The sequence below is a fragment of the Vibrio zhugei genome (assembly GCF_003716875.1).
GTDB lineage: Bacteria > Pseudomonadota > Gammaproteobacteria > Enterobacterales > Vibrionaceae > Vibrio > Vibrio zhugei.
In genome coordinates this window covers 92,184-109,591 of sequence record NZ_CP033077.1, presented here as the reverse complement: position 1 = coordinate 109,591, position 17,408 = coordinate 92,184, and the positions used below count along the sequence as shown (strand labels likewise).

The 17,408-nt window shown below is 46.2% G+C and carries 15 protein-coding genes; 7 read left to right on the top strand and 8 right to left on the bottom strand.

Annotation, left to right across the window (positions count from 1 at the left end; translation table 11 throughout):
- Positions 1-113: 113 nt before the first annotated feature.
- The gene (gene glgC, locus EAE30_RS00550) at positions 114-1,331 is read left to right on the top strand and encodes a glucose-1-phosphate adenylyltransferase (RefSeq protein WP_123014184.1); all 1,218 of its coding nucleotides are present in this window, start codon (positions 114-116) and stop codon (positions 1,329-1,331) included.
- Between the two features lie 79 nt (positions 1,332-1,410).
- Here the strand turns inward: glgC and EAE30_RS00545 are convergent, their stop codons facing one another.
- On the bottom strand, positions 1,411-2,334 hold the full coding sequence (locus EAE30_RS00545; protein ID WP_123014183.1) for an AraC family transcriptional regulator: 924 nt from the start codon (positions 2,332-2,334) through the stop codon (positions 1,411-1,413).
- 180 nt (positions 2,335-2,514) lie between these two features.
- On the opposite strand from EAE30_RS00545, the gene EAE30_RS00540 reads away from it, so the two are divergent.
- Together EAE30_RS00540 and EAE30_RS00535 are read left to right on the top strand one after the other, a co-directional pair.
- Positions 2,515-3,663 carry an iron-containing alcohol dehydrogenase gene (locus tag EAE30_RS00540; RefSeq protein WP_123014182.1) on the top strand — a complete coding sequence of 383 codons (1,149 nt, stop codon included), beginning with the start codon at positions 2,515-2,517 and terminating at the stop codon, positions 3,661-3,663.
- A 257-nt stretch (positions 3,664-3,920) separates the two neighbouring features.
- Positions 3,921-4,376, top strand: a complete 456-nt coding sequence (locus EAE30_RS00535) for a methylglyoxal synthase (RefSeq protein WP_123014181.1) — start codon at positions 3,921-3,923, stop codon at positions 4,374-4,376.
- Between the two features lie 83 nt (positions 4,377-4,459).
- Here the strand turns inward: EAE30_RS00535 and EAE30_RS00530 are convergent, their stop codons facing one another.
- From EAE30_RS00530 to helD, 4 genes are all read right to left on the bottom strand, one after another.
- On the bottom strand, positions 4,460-5,989 hold the full coding sequence (locus EAE30_RS00530; protein ID WP_164711754.1) for an RICIN domain-containing protein: 1,530 nt from the start codon (positions 5,987-5,989) through the stop codon (positions 4,460-4,462).
- Between the two features lie 71 nt (positions 5,990-6,060).
- The gene (locus EAE30_RS00525) at positions 6,061-7,008 is read right to left on the bottom strand and encodes an IS30 family transposase (protein ID WP_123014179.1); all 948 of its coding nucleotides are present in this window, start codon (positions 7,006-7,008) and stop codon (positions 6,061-6,063) included.
- A 455-nt stretch (positions 7,009-7,463) separates the two neighbouring features.
- Complete coding sequence (gene pncA, locus EAE30_RS00520; RefSeq protein ID WP_123014178.1) at positions 7,464-8,081, bottom strand: bifunctional nicotinamidase/pyrazinamidase; 618 nt, start codon at positions 8,079-8,081, stop codon at positions 7,464-7,466.
- A 9-nt stretch (positions 8,082-8,090) separates the two neighbouring features.
- A complete protein-coding gene (gene helD / locus EAE30_RS00515) occupies positions 8,091-10,154 on the bottom strand; it encodes a DNA helicase IV (protein ID WP_123014957.1) in 2,064 nt (687 codons plus the stop codon).
- Between the two features lie 243 nt (positions 10,155-10,397).
- On the opposite strand from helD, the gene yccS reads away from it, so the two are divergent.
- The 4 genes from yccS to EAE30_RS00500 all read left to right on the top strand — a co-directional run bounded on the left by yccS (position 10,398) and on the right by EAE30_RS00500 (position 14,595).
- Positions 10,398-12,596 carry a YccS family putative transporter gene (gene yccS / locus EAE30_RS00510; RefSeq protein WP_123014177.1) on the top strand — a complete coding sequence of 733 codons (2,199 nt, stop codon included), beginning with the start codon at positions 10,398-10,400 and terminating at the stop codon, positions 12,594-12,596.
- A 132-nt stretch (positions 12,597-12,728) separates the two neighbouring features.
- Positions 12,729-12,854, top strand: coding sequence for a hypothetical protein (locus EAE30_RS19105; RefSeq protein WP_261809193.1), 126 nt, complete (start codon positions 12,729-12,731; stop codon positions 12,852-12,854).
- 57 nt (positions 12,855-12,911) lie between these two features.
- The gene (locus tag EAE30_RS00505; protein WP_123014176.1) at positions 12,912-13,226 is read left to right on the top strand and encodes a hypothetical protein; all 315 of its coding nucleotides are present in this window, start codon (positions 12,912-12,914) and stop codon (positions 13,224-13,226) included.
- A 148-nt stretch (positions 13,227-13,374) separates the two neighbouring features.
- Positions 13,375-14,595: a hydroxymethylglutaryl-CoA reductase gene (locus tag EAE30_RS00500; RefSeq protein WP_123014175.1), complete on the top strand. Its 1,221-nt coding sequence runs from the start codon at positions 13,375-13,377 to the stop codon at positions 14,593-14,595.
- Here the strand turns inward: EAE30_RS00500 and modC are convergent.
- The 3 genes from modC to modA are packed head-to-tail and all read right to left on the bottom strand — an operon-like array spanning position 14,592 to position 17,190.
- Complete coding sequence (gene modC / locus EAE30_RS00495) at positions 14,592-15,716, bottom strand: molybdenum ABC transporter ATP-binding protein ModC (RefSeq protein ID WP_123014174.1); 1,125 nt, start codon at positions 15,714-15,716, stop codon at positions 14,592-14,594. The genes EAE30_RS00500 and modC overlap by 4 nt on opposite strands.
- Entirely contained in the window at positions 15,716-16,405 is a 690-nt protein-coding gene (gene modB, locus EAE30_RS00490) for a molybdate ABC transporter permease subunit (protein WP_123014173.1), read from the bottom strand. Before modB ends, modC begins: the two co-directional genes overlap by 1 nt.
- Positions 16,406-16,407: 2 nt before the next feature.
- Entirely contained in the window at positions 16,408-17,190 is a 783-nt protein-coding gene (modA, locus tag EAE30_RS00485) for a molybdate ABC transporter substrate-binding protein (RefSeq protein WP_123014172.1), read from the bottom strand.
- Between the last annotated feature and the right edge of the window lie 218 nt (positions 17,191-17,408).

The following is a 17,408-nucleotide window of genomic DNA, read 5'->3' as shown; positions in this document are numbered from 1 at the left end:
TGATATAACTAAACTCCCACATCGCATTTTTATGCTGCGTGACGACGCCATTGCCTTCATCGCGAATGATGGCTTATTTGGGCAATATAGTCGATTTTTCATGGAGAAACTCAATGCAGGAAACTCTTACAGTCGTGTTAGCGGGAGGTGTCGGCTCTCGGCTCTCACCACTTACTGATGATCGAGCAAAACCCGCGGTACCCTTTGGCGGTAAATATCGCATCATCGACTTTACCCTTACCAACTGCTTGCACTCTGGTTTGCGCCAAATCTTAGTGTTAACTCAATATAAATCTCATTCCCTACAAAAACATTTACGTGACGGATGGTCCATTTTCAATCCTGAACTGCACGAATATGTCACCGTGGTACCACCACAGCAACGTAAAGGTGGCAAATGGTACGAAGGCACAGCGGATGCGTTATTTCATAATATGTGGCTATTGTCGCGCAGTGATGCACAATACGTGGTTGTGTTATCGGGCGATCATATCTATCGGATGGATTATGATGCCATGCTTCAGCAACATAAAGAGAGTCAGGCAGGACTGACAGTGGCCTGCATGGATGTCGCTCGCTCTGAAGCAAGCGCATTTGGCATTATTGCTGTCGATGACGACAATGTCGTGACGTCTTTTATTGAAAAACCCATCGACCCGCCTTCAATCCCCGGTCAACCCGATCGTAGCTTAGTCTCCATGGGGGTTTACATATTCAGCATGGATGTTCTCAAATCCGCGCTGCACCAAGATGCGGATAAGCTTAATTCTGAACATGATTTTGGTAAGAATATTATTCCGCAATTGATCCCCACCAATTCCGTATATGCGTATCGTTTTGGCGAACAAGGTAAAGGCCGAGTAAAACGCGACTGTTACTGGCGAGATGTGGGCACCATTGATTCTTACTATGATGCCAATATGGACTTATTAGAACCCGTGCCACCGTTGAATCTTTATCAGAAAAACTGGCCGATTCGCACTTACGAGCCGCAGTACCCACCCGCGCGTACCGTCTCATCGGCGACGGGGAACGAAGGCATTTTTATTAACTCGATGATTGCGAACGGTGTGGTCAATTCAGGAGGATCCGTTCACCATAGTGTGATCTCTTCAAACGTGCGTATCAATGATGGCGCGACCGTGATCGACAGCATTCTGTTTGAGGATGTGACCATCGGTGAAGGTTGCCAAATACAAAACTGTATTATCGATAAACATGTGAAGGTTCCTGATCATACGAAAATTGGCTTTGATCGAAAAACTGACGCCGAACGTTTTCATGTTTCAGATAAAGGTGTCGTCGTCATACCGGAAAGCTATCAGTTTTAATTTTAGCGTTTTGATTTAACGACGTTCCCTCATCATTCGTACCCGAGCAATAAGGCTCTGGGTACGATGATCACCGTGTTTACACGGGCTTCGCCGCCACACTGCTCACCGAGTCACTCAGCCCAACATGCCCCTTCGGCGTTTGATTAAAGTGCCGCTTAAATTCTCGGCTAAACTGAGAGGGACTCACATAGCCGACTTTCATCGCCGCTTCAGTAACGCGTACCCCTTCCACTTGAATCAATTGCTTGGCTTTATTCAAACGCACCTTTTTCAAATACTGTAAAGGCGATTCCATCGTGACCGCTCGAAATGCATGGTGAAACGCTGAGATACTCATATTCGACACTTCCGATAAGGCCTGAACGGACAATGGCTCATTATAGTGGCTATGGATCTTTGCGAGCGCTTTCGCAATTCGCGCATAGTGTCCTTCGTAGCGAGCCAGTTCAACCAAGACGTGTCCTTCCGTGCCAGTTAAGACACAAAAGAGAATGTCTTCAATTAACGACTGTCCTAGCACCTTCGCTTCTATAGGATGCAATAAAGCATGCATCATCCGCTGACAACTATTAAGCATGCGCTCATTCATTCTTACCGATTGAACGCCACACTGGCCTTTTTTCTGAGTCGGATATTCCATACCATGCTCATCTAACTGACTCACTAAACGCATCAATAGCGTATGCTCAATATGAATACTTAACCCCAGGATAGGTTCTTCTGGCGTCGCCAGAGATTCACATTCCAAGGGCATGGGCACTCCAGCGACCAGATAGTCATTGGCCCCATATGTCACGCGATGTTCGTTACCAATCGTAATCGTTTTGTAACCTTGACCAAGAATAATGATCCCAGATTCATAGACGAATGGGGTCTTGTTTGTCGAGTGCGTGGAGCGATAAAACCGAACCCCCGGCACTTCGGTATTCACCCCTCCCTCAAGATCATGTAACTGGTTTTGCTCTACGTAACGCTGCATTAAGCTCACTAAATCGCTCATCCGCTCACTTCTCCGCTGTAAAAAATCGATGCAATTTTGTAGAAATAGACAATAAAAATGGACAAATAGCGCTATTAAAATACATTAATCAACACTATTATGCACTCATAATATAACACAAGGTCGTTCAGACCTCGGTGAGACAATATCTTCCTTTCACTGAAACACTAGGAGCATGTCATGCAATTTTCTTATTCAAACCCAACACAAATTCATTTTGGACAGGGCCAAATTCAAACCATCGCCCAACAAATCCCACTCGATAGCAAAGTGTTAGTGATTTACGGTGGTGGCTCTATCAAGAAAAACGGTGTTTATGACCAAGTGGCCGAAGCGCTAAAAGAACATACATGGAAAGAGTTTTCAGGTGTTGAACCGAACCCAACGAAAGAAACCTTAGATAACGCCATCCAGATGGCTAAAGAACACAACATTAACTTCATTTTGGCCGTGGGTGGTGGTTCTGTTATCGATGGTTCTAAATTTGTCTCAGCCGCTGCCTGCTATGAAGGCGATAGCTGGGATATTATGATTGGTAAGCATACTGTAACGACTGCGCTACCGATTGGTGCTATTTTGACACTGCCTGCGACGGGTTCAGAATCCAACTCTGGCGCAGTAATTACCAAACGAGCGACGAATGACAAACTGCCATTCCATTCTAAAGCCGTACAACCTCTGTTCGCGGTTCTGGACCCAGAGGTAATGAAAACCTTACCGGAACGTCAACTGATCAACGGTATCGTCGATGCTTGGGTACACACTTGTGAGCAGTATTTAACCACGCCAACCTCAGCAAGAGTACAAGAAGGTTATGCCGAAACGCTACTGCGCACTCTGCTTGACCTTGGTCAGCGTTACGACAACCGTGACAACGACGAATGGCGCGCAAACTTAATGTGGTCGGCAAACCAAGCGCTGAATGGTCTGATTGGTACTGGTGTACCGCAAGATTGGGCAACCCATATGATTGGTCATGAGTTTACCGCACTATGGCAAGTTGACCACGGTCGTTCACTCGCTATCGTGCAACCATGGTTGCTACGTAACCAAATGGATGTAAAACGTGCGAAATTAGAACAAATGGGTCGCAACGTATTTGGTTTAGAAACCGGAGACGATTTGGCTGAGCGTACGATTCAAGCCATCGAAGCCTTCTACCACAGCCTTAACGTGGACACCCAATTTGCCGACCATGGCATGACACAGCCAGAAGCCGTCGACACGGTGGTTGGACAATTAGAAAAACACGGTATGACAGCATTAGGTGAACACAACGCCATTACGCTCACTCAGTCCCGTGAAATTTTAGAAAACGCCTTGGTTTAAGCAAACCACTCATGCAATGGGCACATCGTGTGCCCATTGCATTCATCCCCCCTCGTTCCTACCCATTCTTAACGATATTAACGCGTTATATCACTGATTTTTCCTATCAAATCCGCTACAATTTTCCGGATTAAATCGCAACCAACCTATGGTGCCAGCGCCGAGCTCTGCGTCTACTCAATAAGTGGACAATGTATCTGCATGTCATCTTAATATTGATGTTCGTTAGACCATAAAAATCAAATAGGAATTGAATTATGCACAAAACCACTCGCGTCATGAGTGCTCATAAGCACGTTGCCTTAGTGGCACACGATAACTATAAAACTGAATTATTGCGTTGGGTGGAAGAAAATAAACCCACGTTACAACAGCATTTTTTGTACGCGACCGGCACCACTGGAACCATGCTCAGTAAAGCAACTGGATTAGCCATTAAAAGTAAAATCAGTGGCCCAATGGGCGGTGACCAACAAGTCGGTGCGATGATCGCTGAGGGTAAAATCGATGTATTAATTTTCTTTTGGGATCCATTGAATGCGGTTCCTCATGATCCAGACGTCAAAGCCCTACTCCGTATTGCCAGTGTCTGGAATATCCCAGTTGCGACAAACAGAGCCAGTGCCACATTTATCTTTAACTCTGAATTAATCAACCAAGAAGTCGCGATCGAAATTCCCGATTATAAAGCGTATCTAGACGAGCGCGTCTAAATAAATCGACGTTCGCTCGCCAGACCTTACATAAAAAAGGCTCTTTGAATAAGAGCCTTTTATATCGAGTCACTAAACAATCATTATTGTGGACCCGTTTGACTATCAATCACACTACCGAGACTGTTCGGGTTTTGCAGTGCGTAGGGATAAAGATTGATATCTTGAAATACGCGATCACCACTGTCACGATGCGTATTCTGCGCTGACGATCCAACATAGGTATTACCCGAGGCTTGAATAAACCCTTCCCCTTCACGCCAATGTGGGCTTAACGCGTTTTCAAAATAATTATTTTCTACCAATGCTTGAGCTCCATGCGATACGCTGATGGAGAAATAAGTAATGTTTTTATAGTAATTATTAAAGATGTGCGCACGCGTATTCGGCCCGTACAATTTCGGGTTTCGACCGGCTGCATTGTCCCAGAAATTATGATGGAACGTCACCTGAGTATTTTTTACCAGATTGGTATACCAATGATGGTTCGCACACACTTGATTATTTTGTCCAAAGAAACGGTTCCAACTCACCGTTACGTTTTTACTGTTATCAAAGTCAATATGCCCATCACTGATGTTTCTAAACGATACATGGTCAATCCACACATGCGTACTGTTATCCACCAGCACCCCTTTCCCTGCCTCAACCAGCGCCGGGTTCACATCAAAGATGTTGAGGTTTTTGATAATCACATTCTTCGCGTTGTACACGACAAATGTGCCCCCTCGTAAACTGGAGTTCTTATTGCCGCCGATGACCGATTTATTGGACTTCACCATAATTCGAGTATCATTACGCTGAACCGTAAATGTTTGGTTGGTGTCACTATCCAGAGATGTACATGACGTATTGCCGACCGGAAGGCGGTACCAAAGCTTACCCGGATCATTCCACATGGCACAGTCTAGGCGACACGCTTGTACCGGACGTGGCGCAGTACGACAATCGATGGTTTTATTGGCGGGTATTTTAATCACTCGGCGACCATCCGTTCCCAATTCTCGTACAAGCGCGTCACACGTTTGCACTGTCACTTCCGGGCCGCCTTGCCCGCCAGTTGTGGTACTCAATCCGTCATTCCCTGGTTGATTGGCAAATCCTATTACGCCATTGGAGCCGCCACTGCCCGAACCACATTGCCCATCGACAGGGTTAAAATACCAACGCTGCGAACTTAAATTTGCATCATCATTTTGATAAACATTCGCACCGTTCTGACTCCCAGCCACGGTCAACGATTTAGCCGATACTTTACTTACAATTTTAAACGCCCCATCACTTTGAGGTTTCAATTCCCAACGCTGGGTATCGCCATTCCAATCATCATACGTATCAACATTGGCTCCGTTAGCCGTACAACTATTATAAACTTCGACCAATTTATTATTATAAACGGATTTCATTTCCCAATAGCCATCAGATTGTTTCGTAACAACAAATTTCTGGTTATTCGGTTTCCAATTTTCATAAGTAATCACATTTGGTGTCGCACTGGTATCATTGGTATTCACATCCAGAGCATGATTAGACCCTTTATTAATAATGTAATACGTTCCCCCAGAATTGGGCATTTGCGTACAATTCGCGGCCAACGTCGATGCGCTAGTCACAGCGAAAGTCACAGCAATGGTATATTTTAATACCCCCCGAATTCAACTGCGAAGTGCGACACTCTCCAATATCAAGAAGCTAAAGCCATCTCCTCAAATATAATGGCTGCCTGCTTGAAGCCTAAACACTTTCTCGGACGGTAATTTATCCGCGATAAAGCGAACTCTATATCGATGTCCGTCACTGTCGTTAGATCGGTTCCTTTCTTCACATATTGCCTTAAAAGACCGTTCGCATTCTCATTAGCACCACGCTCCCAAGAACTGTACGGATGAGCAAAGTACACATCAGCCTTTAATTCTTTTGCGATGGTTTCATGACCTGCAAACTCTCGCCCGTTATCTGCCGTAATGGTATGGACATGTTTCTTATAGGGCTTCAGTAGCTCTATTGTCGCTTTGGTGACATCATCCGCTGACTTAGATGGCACTTTCTTTACCACGTAAAATCGAGTCTTACGCTCTAAAATAGTCACCATTGCACCTGTACCATGCTTACCTAGCACAGTGTCGATTTCCCAGTCACCAAACCGCTCCTTACTGTCAACGATGCTTGGTCTATCATCAATCGAAACGGTATTTTTTATCGCTGGAGCTTTCTCTTGTTTACCTCGGCGATACCGCTTATGACCTTGTCTCAAGTGACGATATAACTTACCGCCCAAGCGTTTATCTTGAGCAACAAAGCGATAGATCCACTCATGACTGACAGATGCACCAATTTTCGTTAATACATTAGAAATCTGCTCTGGACTCCAATCTGTTTCTAAAAGAAGGCGGATAAAATCGACACGTTCCTTTGGTATTCGGTATTTACGTGCTGTTTTGCGCTTTTTGGTAGACGACATCTGGGCTTCGTTAGGGCAATAATGCTCTCCCTTCCGACCGCGTTTAAGCTCACGGTATACCGTCGAGCGGTGGCACTGAACTGTTTTAGCTATTTCAGGAACCGAAATTCCCCGTTCCAAAAGAGCAGAAATCTGGTATCTTCTGCCTTCGGTCAACTGTTGATAATTCATGGTAGTACTGCTTGTTTCTTTGGCGAGAAGAGCGTACCACTTTCAGCAGTTGGCTTCCTCTTCTACATATTTCCATGAATGTCGCACTTATTATCTGAAATCGGGCCTTACTTTGTTGGTTAATATCATAATGATTCCTATTCATTTCCATCCATATGAAAGCTTAGTATTCGTTGCCGATTAATAAGCATTTGATACTATTTTTCTGTATCAATGAATCATTGTAAGAAAACTATTTAACAATGCGCTGGCATAAGAATAAATTCGCTGCATTGCTCCCAACAAATAGTCAGCGATATTCAGAAATATTCATTTTCCTCCTATTCGATAATAAAAAACCATTATGGCGACTTTATCTCGATAATAGAGAATGCATCAGGCGATAAAAAGCCCATCTGACGGGTAAGCCAGATGGGCTTTTTAGTGCAATATTCGATGTGTTAGACGATAAACATTTAATTAAGGAGCTGTGAAGAAGTGATTAACTGACACCCCGCGGCTTTCATTTCAGCGCACGCTTTATCACAATCATCAGGCTGCATATTCACACCACGACAAGCATCGACCACGACCCACGTATTAAATCCAAGATCCACCGCGTCCAACGCGGTAAATTTGACGCAATAATCGGTCGCCAACCCAGTGATGTAGACATCGGTAATTCCCTGACTGGTGAGGTAATCAGCCAGACCTGTTTTTCCTAAGCGTTGATTATCGAAAAAGCCACTGTAGCTATCGACTTTGGGCTGTGTCCCTTTATGAACCACGTGGGTGATGGCATCGACATTGAGCCCTTCAATAAATTCGCTCCCGACACTGTACTGTACACAGTGATCCGGCCACATAATCTGTTGAATACCATCAAGATCAATGAAGCTACCGATATCCGTGTCATGAGTCGAGGCAAAACTACCATGGCCACTCGGATGCCAATCTTTGGTGGCAACCACATGTTCAAATTGTGGAATTAATTGATTGACCACCGGAATGATCTCATTGCCTTCTGCCACCGGTAACGCCCCAGTGGGAGAAAAATCATTTTGTATATCGACCAATATCAGCGCACGTTTCATTTCACTTCCTTATTTTTTATTCACAACCGGATAATCGCCGGTAATAAGCTCTTGAACAAAACTCGACCCCACACCGTTATGTGTGACCCAAACTTTGTCTTTCGCTCGCGTCAATGCCACATAGAAAAGTCGACGTTCTTCGGCAAACGGATACTCATCACCATGGTGATTGAGGGCATTGTCTAAATGCACATTTTTACTTTTCATTGGGAACTGAGTTTCATCAACTCCCACGACAATCACGTAGTCGGCCTCTTTCCCTTTGCTTGCATGACACGTCATGAAATGTAATTTTAAGGATAGATATTGATTTTGCCAGTCTTTGAGTAATTCAGGTTCGTGATAATGATTACGGCCTAAGAATAATACGGTTTTCAACCCATCGGCTTTGCGATTAAGTTGAGCGAGTACTTTCTCAATTTGACTGGTTGGCATCACATACACCGCTTTTTGTTTTTGTGATTTTTTACTGATTAACGGTTTCGGTATCTGGTTGGGGTTTTTCTGAATAAAAGCATTCGCAACCGCCCCAATTTGCTCATTAAAGCGATACGTTGTATCTAAGTAATGCACCGTCGAGTTAGGGAAATGGTCTTGGAACTGAGTGGTTAAATTGACGTTAGACCCGGTAAACTGATATATCGCTTGCCAATCGTCGCCTACTGCAAAAAGGTTGCAGGCTTGTGGACGTTGCTCACACAGTGCTTGCAACAAATCCAATCTTGCCGGAGAGATGTCTTGATACTCATCGACCATAATAAATTGCCATGCAGACGTGTATTTCGACTGATTCACATACTGAGTGGCACGGTTGATCATTAAGTTAAAATCGACCTGCCCTGACTCTTTGAGCATACGCTGCCACTCTTGATAACATGGCCAGCACAGATTGAGTTCACTGTTTAGGCGCGTGTAATCTGGATGATCAATTAAGCGTTCTTGAATCGTTTTTTTCTTCAATCCCATCTGACACAAGTTATCCAACTGTGATTCCAACCAAGCAATCAGCTTTGGGTTTTCCACTTGGCTGCCCAATTCATCATCCCCGGTCAAATAAGCAATCGGCCACTTAGACAGGTGTTTTTGCCAACGCTTAAAGTTGGTCGGTGTCATCCAATGACGTTTTAACCAGTCGATGCACCATGCGTGCTTCAGGTTAGGCTCGGCGGCCACAGGTGACAGCGTCACATCCTGTCCATCCACCTGTTTGAGAATGGTTAAACCAAGCTGATGGAAGGTATTGACCTGAACGCCACGGGCACGCTCACCAATACGTTGTTCAATGCGCTCCTGCATTTCTAAGGCCGCTTGTTTGCCAAAGGCAACCAGCAAAATATCCTCAGGGCGCGCTAAGCCACTGGCCAAGAGGTAGGCAATACGCGCCACCAGCACGCTCGTTTTCCCCGAGCCTGCACCAGCCAAGACTAAATTGTGGTCATCATTCAGCAAGACTGCTTTTTGCTGTGACTCGTTCAAAGGGGAAGATTCAATCTGTTCAAATAACGATTGCCATTGCGGCTTTTCCTGTTCAATCCACTCATCATTACGTTGGGCGAGCTGCGCTGAAGGTTCAACCAACCAAGGCATCATCTTCTGCATGGCCTGAGGAGCTCGTTGTTCGATTTCTTCCAACGTGATTTTCATGGCAGTCATGTCGTCATGCACTCTGCCAGCCCATTGGGTGATGAGAGAATGGGGTAAGAAAGACGACAGAGATAAAATGGATGACAGCTCTTGATGCCATTGGGGCACATAGTCGCTTAACTGCTGACATTGCTCGTGATGCCAAGCTTGATAGGCCGCCACCGCCTGCTCAGCCCAGTCACGACATTGTGGCCAAGGCAGACCTTGTACTAACCAAGAACGCTGCTCTCCATTACGTTCGTGTGCATAAAACTGTAGCGATCCCCACCATAGACCGTGATGCACTTTGACACACCCATTCCAAACTTGAAAAGGAATGTGTTCCTCCTCTTTTACGGAGGATAAAACGATGTGGTTTTTGTCTAACACAACTTCATAATATTCGTTGGTGATTAAAAATTGTGCTGTCTTAGATGCGCGCAGCTCCATGGGTGTCAACTCGTTGATTAAATTCGCGCTCATCATAGCGTAATCCCCATGTGGTTTGAAAACTTACTGTTAATATTTACCGCTCCCCTTTTGCTTCATCGTGACATTTTCCAGTAAACGCGCCCCAGCATCGCGATGTGATAAAGAGAAAAACACGATTTATTTGAGCGAACCCCCTCGTTACTCTATCACTTCTGGTACACTGTACGCTGACTATCAATGATAACGAAAAACAGAGATACAGTGATAAATATCAATCGTCTACGACTTTATTGGGCCAATAAAACGCTCAACTATTCCGCGTTAATTCTGATCACCTTACTCGGTGTGGTCATTCCATGTTGGTATTATCAATTAAATACCTTTGTCACACCTTTAATTTTAGGCGTGATCGCAGCGGCATTATCCGAGCGGGACGATAATTTTACAGGTCGACTCACTGCGATCCTGTTGACCTTAGTGTGTTTCGCCATCGCTGCCTTTTCAATTGAGTTATTATTCAACCGACCGCTTTGGTTTGGTATTGGCCTGTGCATATCAACGTTTGGCTTTACCATGCTCGGCTCGTTTGGCTCACGTTATGCCAGTATTGCTTTTGCGTCGTTGTTGCTCGCCGTCTACACCATGATTGGTGGAGCTCAGCCTCACAGTATTTGGTTCCAGCCGATTTTACTGTTAACCGGCGCAACCTGGTACTTCTTGGTGTCAATGATTTGGTATATGTTTTGGCCGATGCAAGTGATTCAGCACAACCTTGCGACGGTTTTCAACCAACTCGCTGTCTACCTCGACTCGAAAGCGGTCATGTTTCATCCTATTGCCGGTTACTCACCTCAGCCTCATCGCATCAATGAAGCGCAACTGAATGCGGCAACGGTCGCCTCGTTAAACCAATGTAAAGCGTTGTTTTTAACGCGAGCCAAGCGCGGTCATGTGGATAGCGCAAGCGATCGGTTTTTACGTATCTACTTTTTAGCGCAGGATATTCACGAGCGTGCCAGTTCGACCCACTATCGCTATCAGGAGCTGTCTGAGCATTTTTCACGCAGTGATATCTTATTCCGCTTTCGTTATTTATTGGAAAGCCAAGCGGCCGCCTGTCGTAAGGTGGCTGAATGTATTCGCTTGGGTCAAGATTACGAACACAATGGCGAGTCGCTCTCTGCGTTAGATGAATTACAATCGTCCATTACCTATCTCAAGCAGCAACAGAATAATGAGCAACGCTCACTCATCGCCCAGCTTGGTTACCTGTTTACCAACCTAGTGACCGTAGAAAAACTGCTGCACAATATTGGCTCGCCCTTTACCAACTCGCTCGATGAAGACACACTGCACGATACCGAACCGAGAACCTTCAAAACAATGTGGGCCAATTTGAAAGCCAATATGACGCCAGACTCAATGCTCTTTCGTCACGCCATTAGAATGTCTATCGCCTTAACACTGGGATATATCATTCAGCAGAGTTTTGACTTAAATCTTGGCTATTGGATTTTACTGACGACACTGTTTGTGTGTCAGCCCAACTACGTCGCCACTCGTCAAAAGATCATTTCACGTATCATTGGCACCATTGTTGGCCTGATCATTGGGACGATGTTACTGACCTTATTCCCCTCTCAAGAAAGTCAGTTGGCTTTTATCGTTATTGCCGGAGTCATGTTTTTCGCATTTCGTATTAATAATTATGGGTACGCCACAGGCTTTATTACCTTACTCGTGCTGTTCTGTTTCAGTCAGCTCGGACAAGGCTTTGCCGTCATTTTACCGCGCCTTATTGATACACTCATTGGCTGTGTCTTGGCGGTGACGGCGGTGGCGACGATCCTCCCTGATTGGCATTCAAAGCGCTTACATAAGGTGATGGCCGATGCGATTGAGAGCAATAAACATTATTTAGATCAAATCATTGGCCAATACCGTATCGGTAAAAAAGACACACTCAATTATCGAATTGCTCGTCGCAATGCCCATAACCAAGATGCCGCGCTTTCCGCTGCCGTGAACAACATGTTGGCAGAGCCGGGTCGTTTTCGCACCACGACCGATGAAAGCTTTCGCTTTTTGACTTTAAACCATGCATTACTGAGCTATATTTCGACACTTGGCGCGCACCGCACCCGTATTAGTGACCATGTACACACCTTGATTCTTAATGCGCACTCGTTGATTCATCAACATTTGGATGTGCTCTATCAACAATTGTTTAATCATTGTGAGCAAAGTGATATTACGCTCATCGATGATCTCGGCTTAGAGCAAAAGCTCGCGGAATGGCGAGACGAAGACGATGATAATGCACGCATGGTCTTGCAACAGTTACACCTCGTGTATCGTATGCTCCCAGAACTGCATTCTCTGGCTGACAAGCTTGCAGTACGAGTACAACATCCAGACCAATCGTCTTCTTTGTCATCACCTTTCGGCAAACACACTTAACGGTGAATTAGCGGAGCTTTTACAAAAATCGGACATTGATATTTCTTATCGTCGTAGTATCTACCCATAAAGTATAGGTGAATCGGAGATGGGACGATGTCCAGCACACAGTTTGAACATATCAAGGATCAGATGAAACAGCTGACACCTCAGCAACTTAAAGATTTACAAGGCATGATCAATTATCGATTAGACGATACACAACGAGATTTGTTGACCGAGGAAGAGCGACACCTCATCACAAGTTTGTTTCGTTAATCAGCTTGTATAACTGACCAACATTGGTTAAACTTTGTTCAACTAAGGTGGTGTAATATGGCAATTTCAGGTATCGGTTCGAATGGCTATGATATTATTCAGCGTTCACAACAGATGGCCGACAATGCCGCTCAAGCTATTCAGCAATCGCAGGCTAAGGATCCAATAAACGATCCGATGGCGTTTAACAAAGTCGATTTGTCTGAGCAGGGTAAAGCTCAAGCTGAGCAATCCATGAGAGACGAACCCACTCCCTCTCAAACGGATGCGCTGGTTGAACTCAATCAAGCTCAGAACTATAACCGAGCAGGCGTCTCTGTCGTTCAAAAAGAAAGAGACATGTTAGGCAGTATGCTCGATTTACGTGTTTAATACCTCATATCCATCGCGATTTGATAGGCGCCCGCCTCAGGGGCGCCTTTTTTATTCTCTGCAGAGACTGGTCGCGCCACCATATTACAAGTTGTGTTTGTGGTAAGCATTAGTACAATGCAGCGACAATGACTCACTGAACCTCTTCATGACTGATAATTTTTCGCATTTCTACCATCGCACTCGTTCTGCCCATGCCACTCAAGAGAGACGCTCGCCTGCTCTACCGGCAAGTGGGCGCTTGACACCCGAGTTAGTTAATAAACGTTGGCAACACTTTGCTTTGCCTGAAGCACAAGCCGCCCTGCTCGATCCTATCACCGAAGAAACCATGCATTCTTACACTAAGAACATCGAGCATTTCATTGGAACGGTCAAACTCCCAGTTGGCATCGCTGGACCAATACTTGTTAATGGTCAACACGCACAAGCAGAATTTTGTATTCCGCTCGCCACCACAGAAGCTGCGTTGGTGTCTTCCTACCACCGAGGCTGTCGCTTGATTACCGCGGCAGGCGGCGCTAGCACCCTAGTATTACAGGAAGGGGTCACCAGAACGCCTGGGTTTGCCTTTGCCTGCTTAGCGGATGCCGCAAGATTTATTGGTTGGGTGTCTGAACACGTCGCTGACTTAAAATCGGTCGCCGAAAGCACCACTCAACACGGACAATTACAAGACATCGAAGTGGAGATGGAAGGCAACCATGTGTATCTGGTTTTTCAGTTCTTTACCGAAGATGCCAGCGGACAAAATATGGTGACCATCGCGACACAGGCCGCGTTCGATTACGTCATGCAACACAGTCCTGTTGAGCCTCGTCAGGCCTTCTTAGACGCCAACTTATCAGGAGATAAAAAAGCCAACAGCCATGTAATGCGTCATGTGCGTGGTAAAAAAGTGACCGCAGAGGTTCATATCGCTGAATCGTTAATCCAACGCTATTTGCATACCACCAGCGACGCTATGATTGAATTTGGCTTGATGGCAAACAACGGCGGACAACTGAATGGCACCATTGGAACGAATGCCCACTATGCCAATGCGCTTGCCGCCTTTTACATTGCCTGCGGACAAGATGCCGCGTGTGTGGCAGAATCCGCAGTGGGTATCACACGTTTTGAGCGCTCAATACATGGCGGGTTGTGTGCGAGTGTGACATTGCCTAATATCATGGTCGGGACGGTCGGCGGAGGCACACAACTGCCTTCACAAAAAGCCTGCCTCGAGCTACTCGGGCTCAACGGAAGTGGGCATGCAAGAGCATTAGCCGAAGTGTTAGCCGCCGTGTGTCTCGCCGGTGAGCTGTCGATTGTAGGGGCGTTCTGCGCCGGTCATTTTACTCGTGCTCACCATAAGCTGGCGCGTTAAGCGCCTAAATGGATAACATCGCTTTGAGTCATACTCACGCCTTTGATCTGTGCATACAAGGATTGACCGACGGTCAGTCGCAATTCTTGCCAAGCCCATTCGGTAATCATGGCCCACAGCTCACACTGCTCCCCGAGCCGCAGTGTCAGTTCCACATAACGGCCGCCGTGATCATTATGTAAATGACGGATGGCCGTAATGGTGGCAGGGAGAATGTTACGAATCGACGTGTTCTTCGGTTTATCCAACACAACAGACACATCCGTGGCGCGAATTTGCACGCGCACGGCCTCTCCGACAGCCCCCGCATAGTGTTGCACCCATAAAGGAATGTGCTGATTCAAACGCAGTTCCGTCAGTCCATACGATTGCCATTGCTGATGCACGCGCCCACTGAATAATGAACTGCGTTCGCTCATATCAAGCCATGGCCGCATGGTTTCCGAGCTCCATACCTGTTCAACCGCCCCCGCTTCAAGCACCCGCCCTTGCTCAATTAAGATCAGATAATTCGCCAAACGCAGCAACTCATCCAAACTGTGCGTCACATACACAATGGGGATATGAATGCGTTCAGCCAGTTGCTCTAAAAACGGCATGACTTCTCGCTTTCTCGGCAGGTCCAATGAGGCCAGAGGTTCATCCATCAGTAAAATGTCAGGCTCTGACAATAATGCGCGGCCAATGGCAACACGCTGTTTCTCTCCCCCAGATAACGCCGTCGGATAACGTGCTAACAGTGGTTCTAACTCCAGTAACTCGAGTACCGATTGCCACATGTCAGAGCGGGGATGCTTGGTTTTCATCCCATAACGCAAGTTCCCTTGTACCGTGTAATGAGGAAATAAGCGCGCCTCTTGAAATACATAGCCGACTTTACGTTGTTCAACAGGAAGATTCACGCCCTGCTCATGATGGAACAACACGCGGTCATTCAGACAAATGACCCCACTATCAGGTTGAGATAGACCACTAATGGCATTGATGACTGAGGTTTTCCCAGCCCCTGAGCGGCCAAATAACACGGTAATGCCCTTGGCCGGAATGTGCATGTCCATCGCTAACGATGTATCACCTAATTGCTGTTCGAATTGTACTTGCAGTCCTGTTTTTACTGTCATCAGCGATGCCCTAACTTCGATGCCATTGAGCGACTACACCATTCTGAGGCCAGCAGCGAAACCAACGCGATCGCCACTGACACCATACACAATCGAGCGGCGCTCATTTCAGCGCCGGGGGTTTCCAGAAAATTATACATTGCCAAGGGAATGGTCTGGGTTTCGCCTGGGATATTTGAAACAAAACTGATCGTCGCGCCAAACTCCCCCAAACTGCGGGCAAACGACAACATTGTGCCAGTAATCAGGCCTGGCACAATCAGCGGCAGCGTGATGGTCACAAACACTTTTAAAGGCGACGCTCCTAAAGTGCGAGCGGCTTGCTCGAGTTTAATATCGACGCTTTCAATGCTTAAGCGAATCGAACGCACCATGAGCGGTAAAGCCACCACTGAACACGCAAGAACCGCGCCGCGCCAACTAAAACTGAAACTGACACCAAACGTACTCAGCCAATGTCCAATGAGTCCTTGTTTTCCCATGGTCACCAGTAATAGATACCCGACAGCAACAGGGGGTAAAACCATGGGTAAGTGAATGATGCTGTCCACAATGCCTTTACCACGAAACTCGGTGCGCGCTAGCGTCCAGCCCAAGATAATACCAATCGGGAGCAGCCAAAGTACGGTTGTCCCAGCCACTTTAAGGCTTAACATGATTGCTGTCATTTCACTGCTGGTGAGCCCCATAATCACGGTGTCTCCGTGAAGCTCGAACTGCCCAAATCGGTATTAAAGCCGTATTTCTCGAGTACATGCTTCGCAGGTTCTGAGCGCAGATACGCAGTAAATGCCGCCACCGGCGTCGAATCCGTCACCTGCACCAAAGGATAATAAATAGGATCATGACGAGCGGAAGCAAAGGTATGAGTAATCTTGACAAGATCCGTTTGCAAAGCATCCGTTTTATAGACAATGCCATAAGGCGCTTCTGCGCGCTCGACCAGCGCTAAGGCGAGACGAACATTATTGGTTTGTGCTAGGCGTGCTTTGACCGTATTCCATACGCCAAGACTTTGCAGTGTTTCACGAGCATAGATGCCTGCAGGCACAGCTTGGGTATTGCCCACCGCCATACGCTGCCCATCAAGACGCTCGCGCCAAGCCTGTGCGTTGGTGACATCAAAATGTCGCGGCTTAGCATCACTGGGTTCAATCAGCACCAATTCATTACTGACCAATAGATTGACGTGTTTTGCCGAAACTCGGCCATTATCCACGAGATAACGTACCCACTTTTCGTTGGCAGAAAGAAACACATCGGCGGGAGCACCATGCTCTATTTGACGAGCCAGCGCAGAAGACGAGCCAAACACGGGCACAACGTGGCGATCGGGGTGCTGCTGTTGATAATTAGACACCAATTCTTGCACTGCATTGGTCATTGAGGACGCGGCATAAAAATGAATCGTTGACTGTGCATACACGGCATGGGTAAAAAAGAGTGAACAAAATACAACGAGCAATTTTTTCATTAAGGGATCTCACTTCGATAAAGGCTATGCGTTAGTACGCAGTCACGACAGTTTACCTACGGCAAAATGTGGAAAACGTGATTCACATCATTACATCATGTCTCAATAAAGTTTCAAGTAAAAACCAGAATAGTTAGAGTGTCTTATACTTATCAGTGATTCATTGACTGGTATTAATACCATCGATCGATTGTTAAATACCAAGACGGGACGATTAT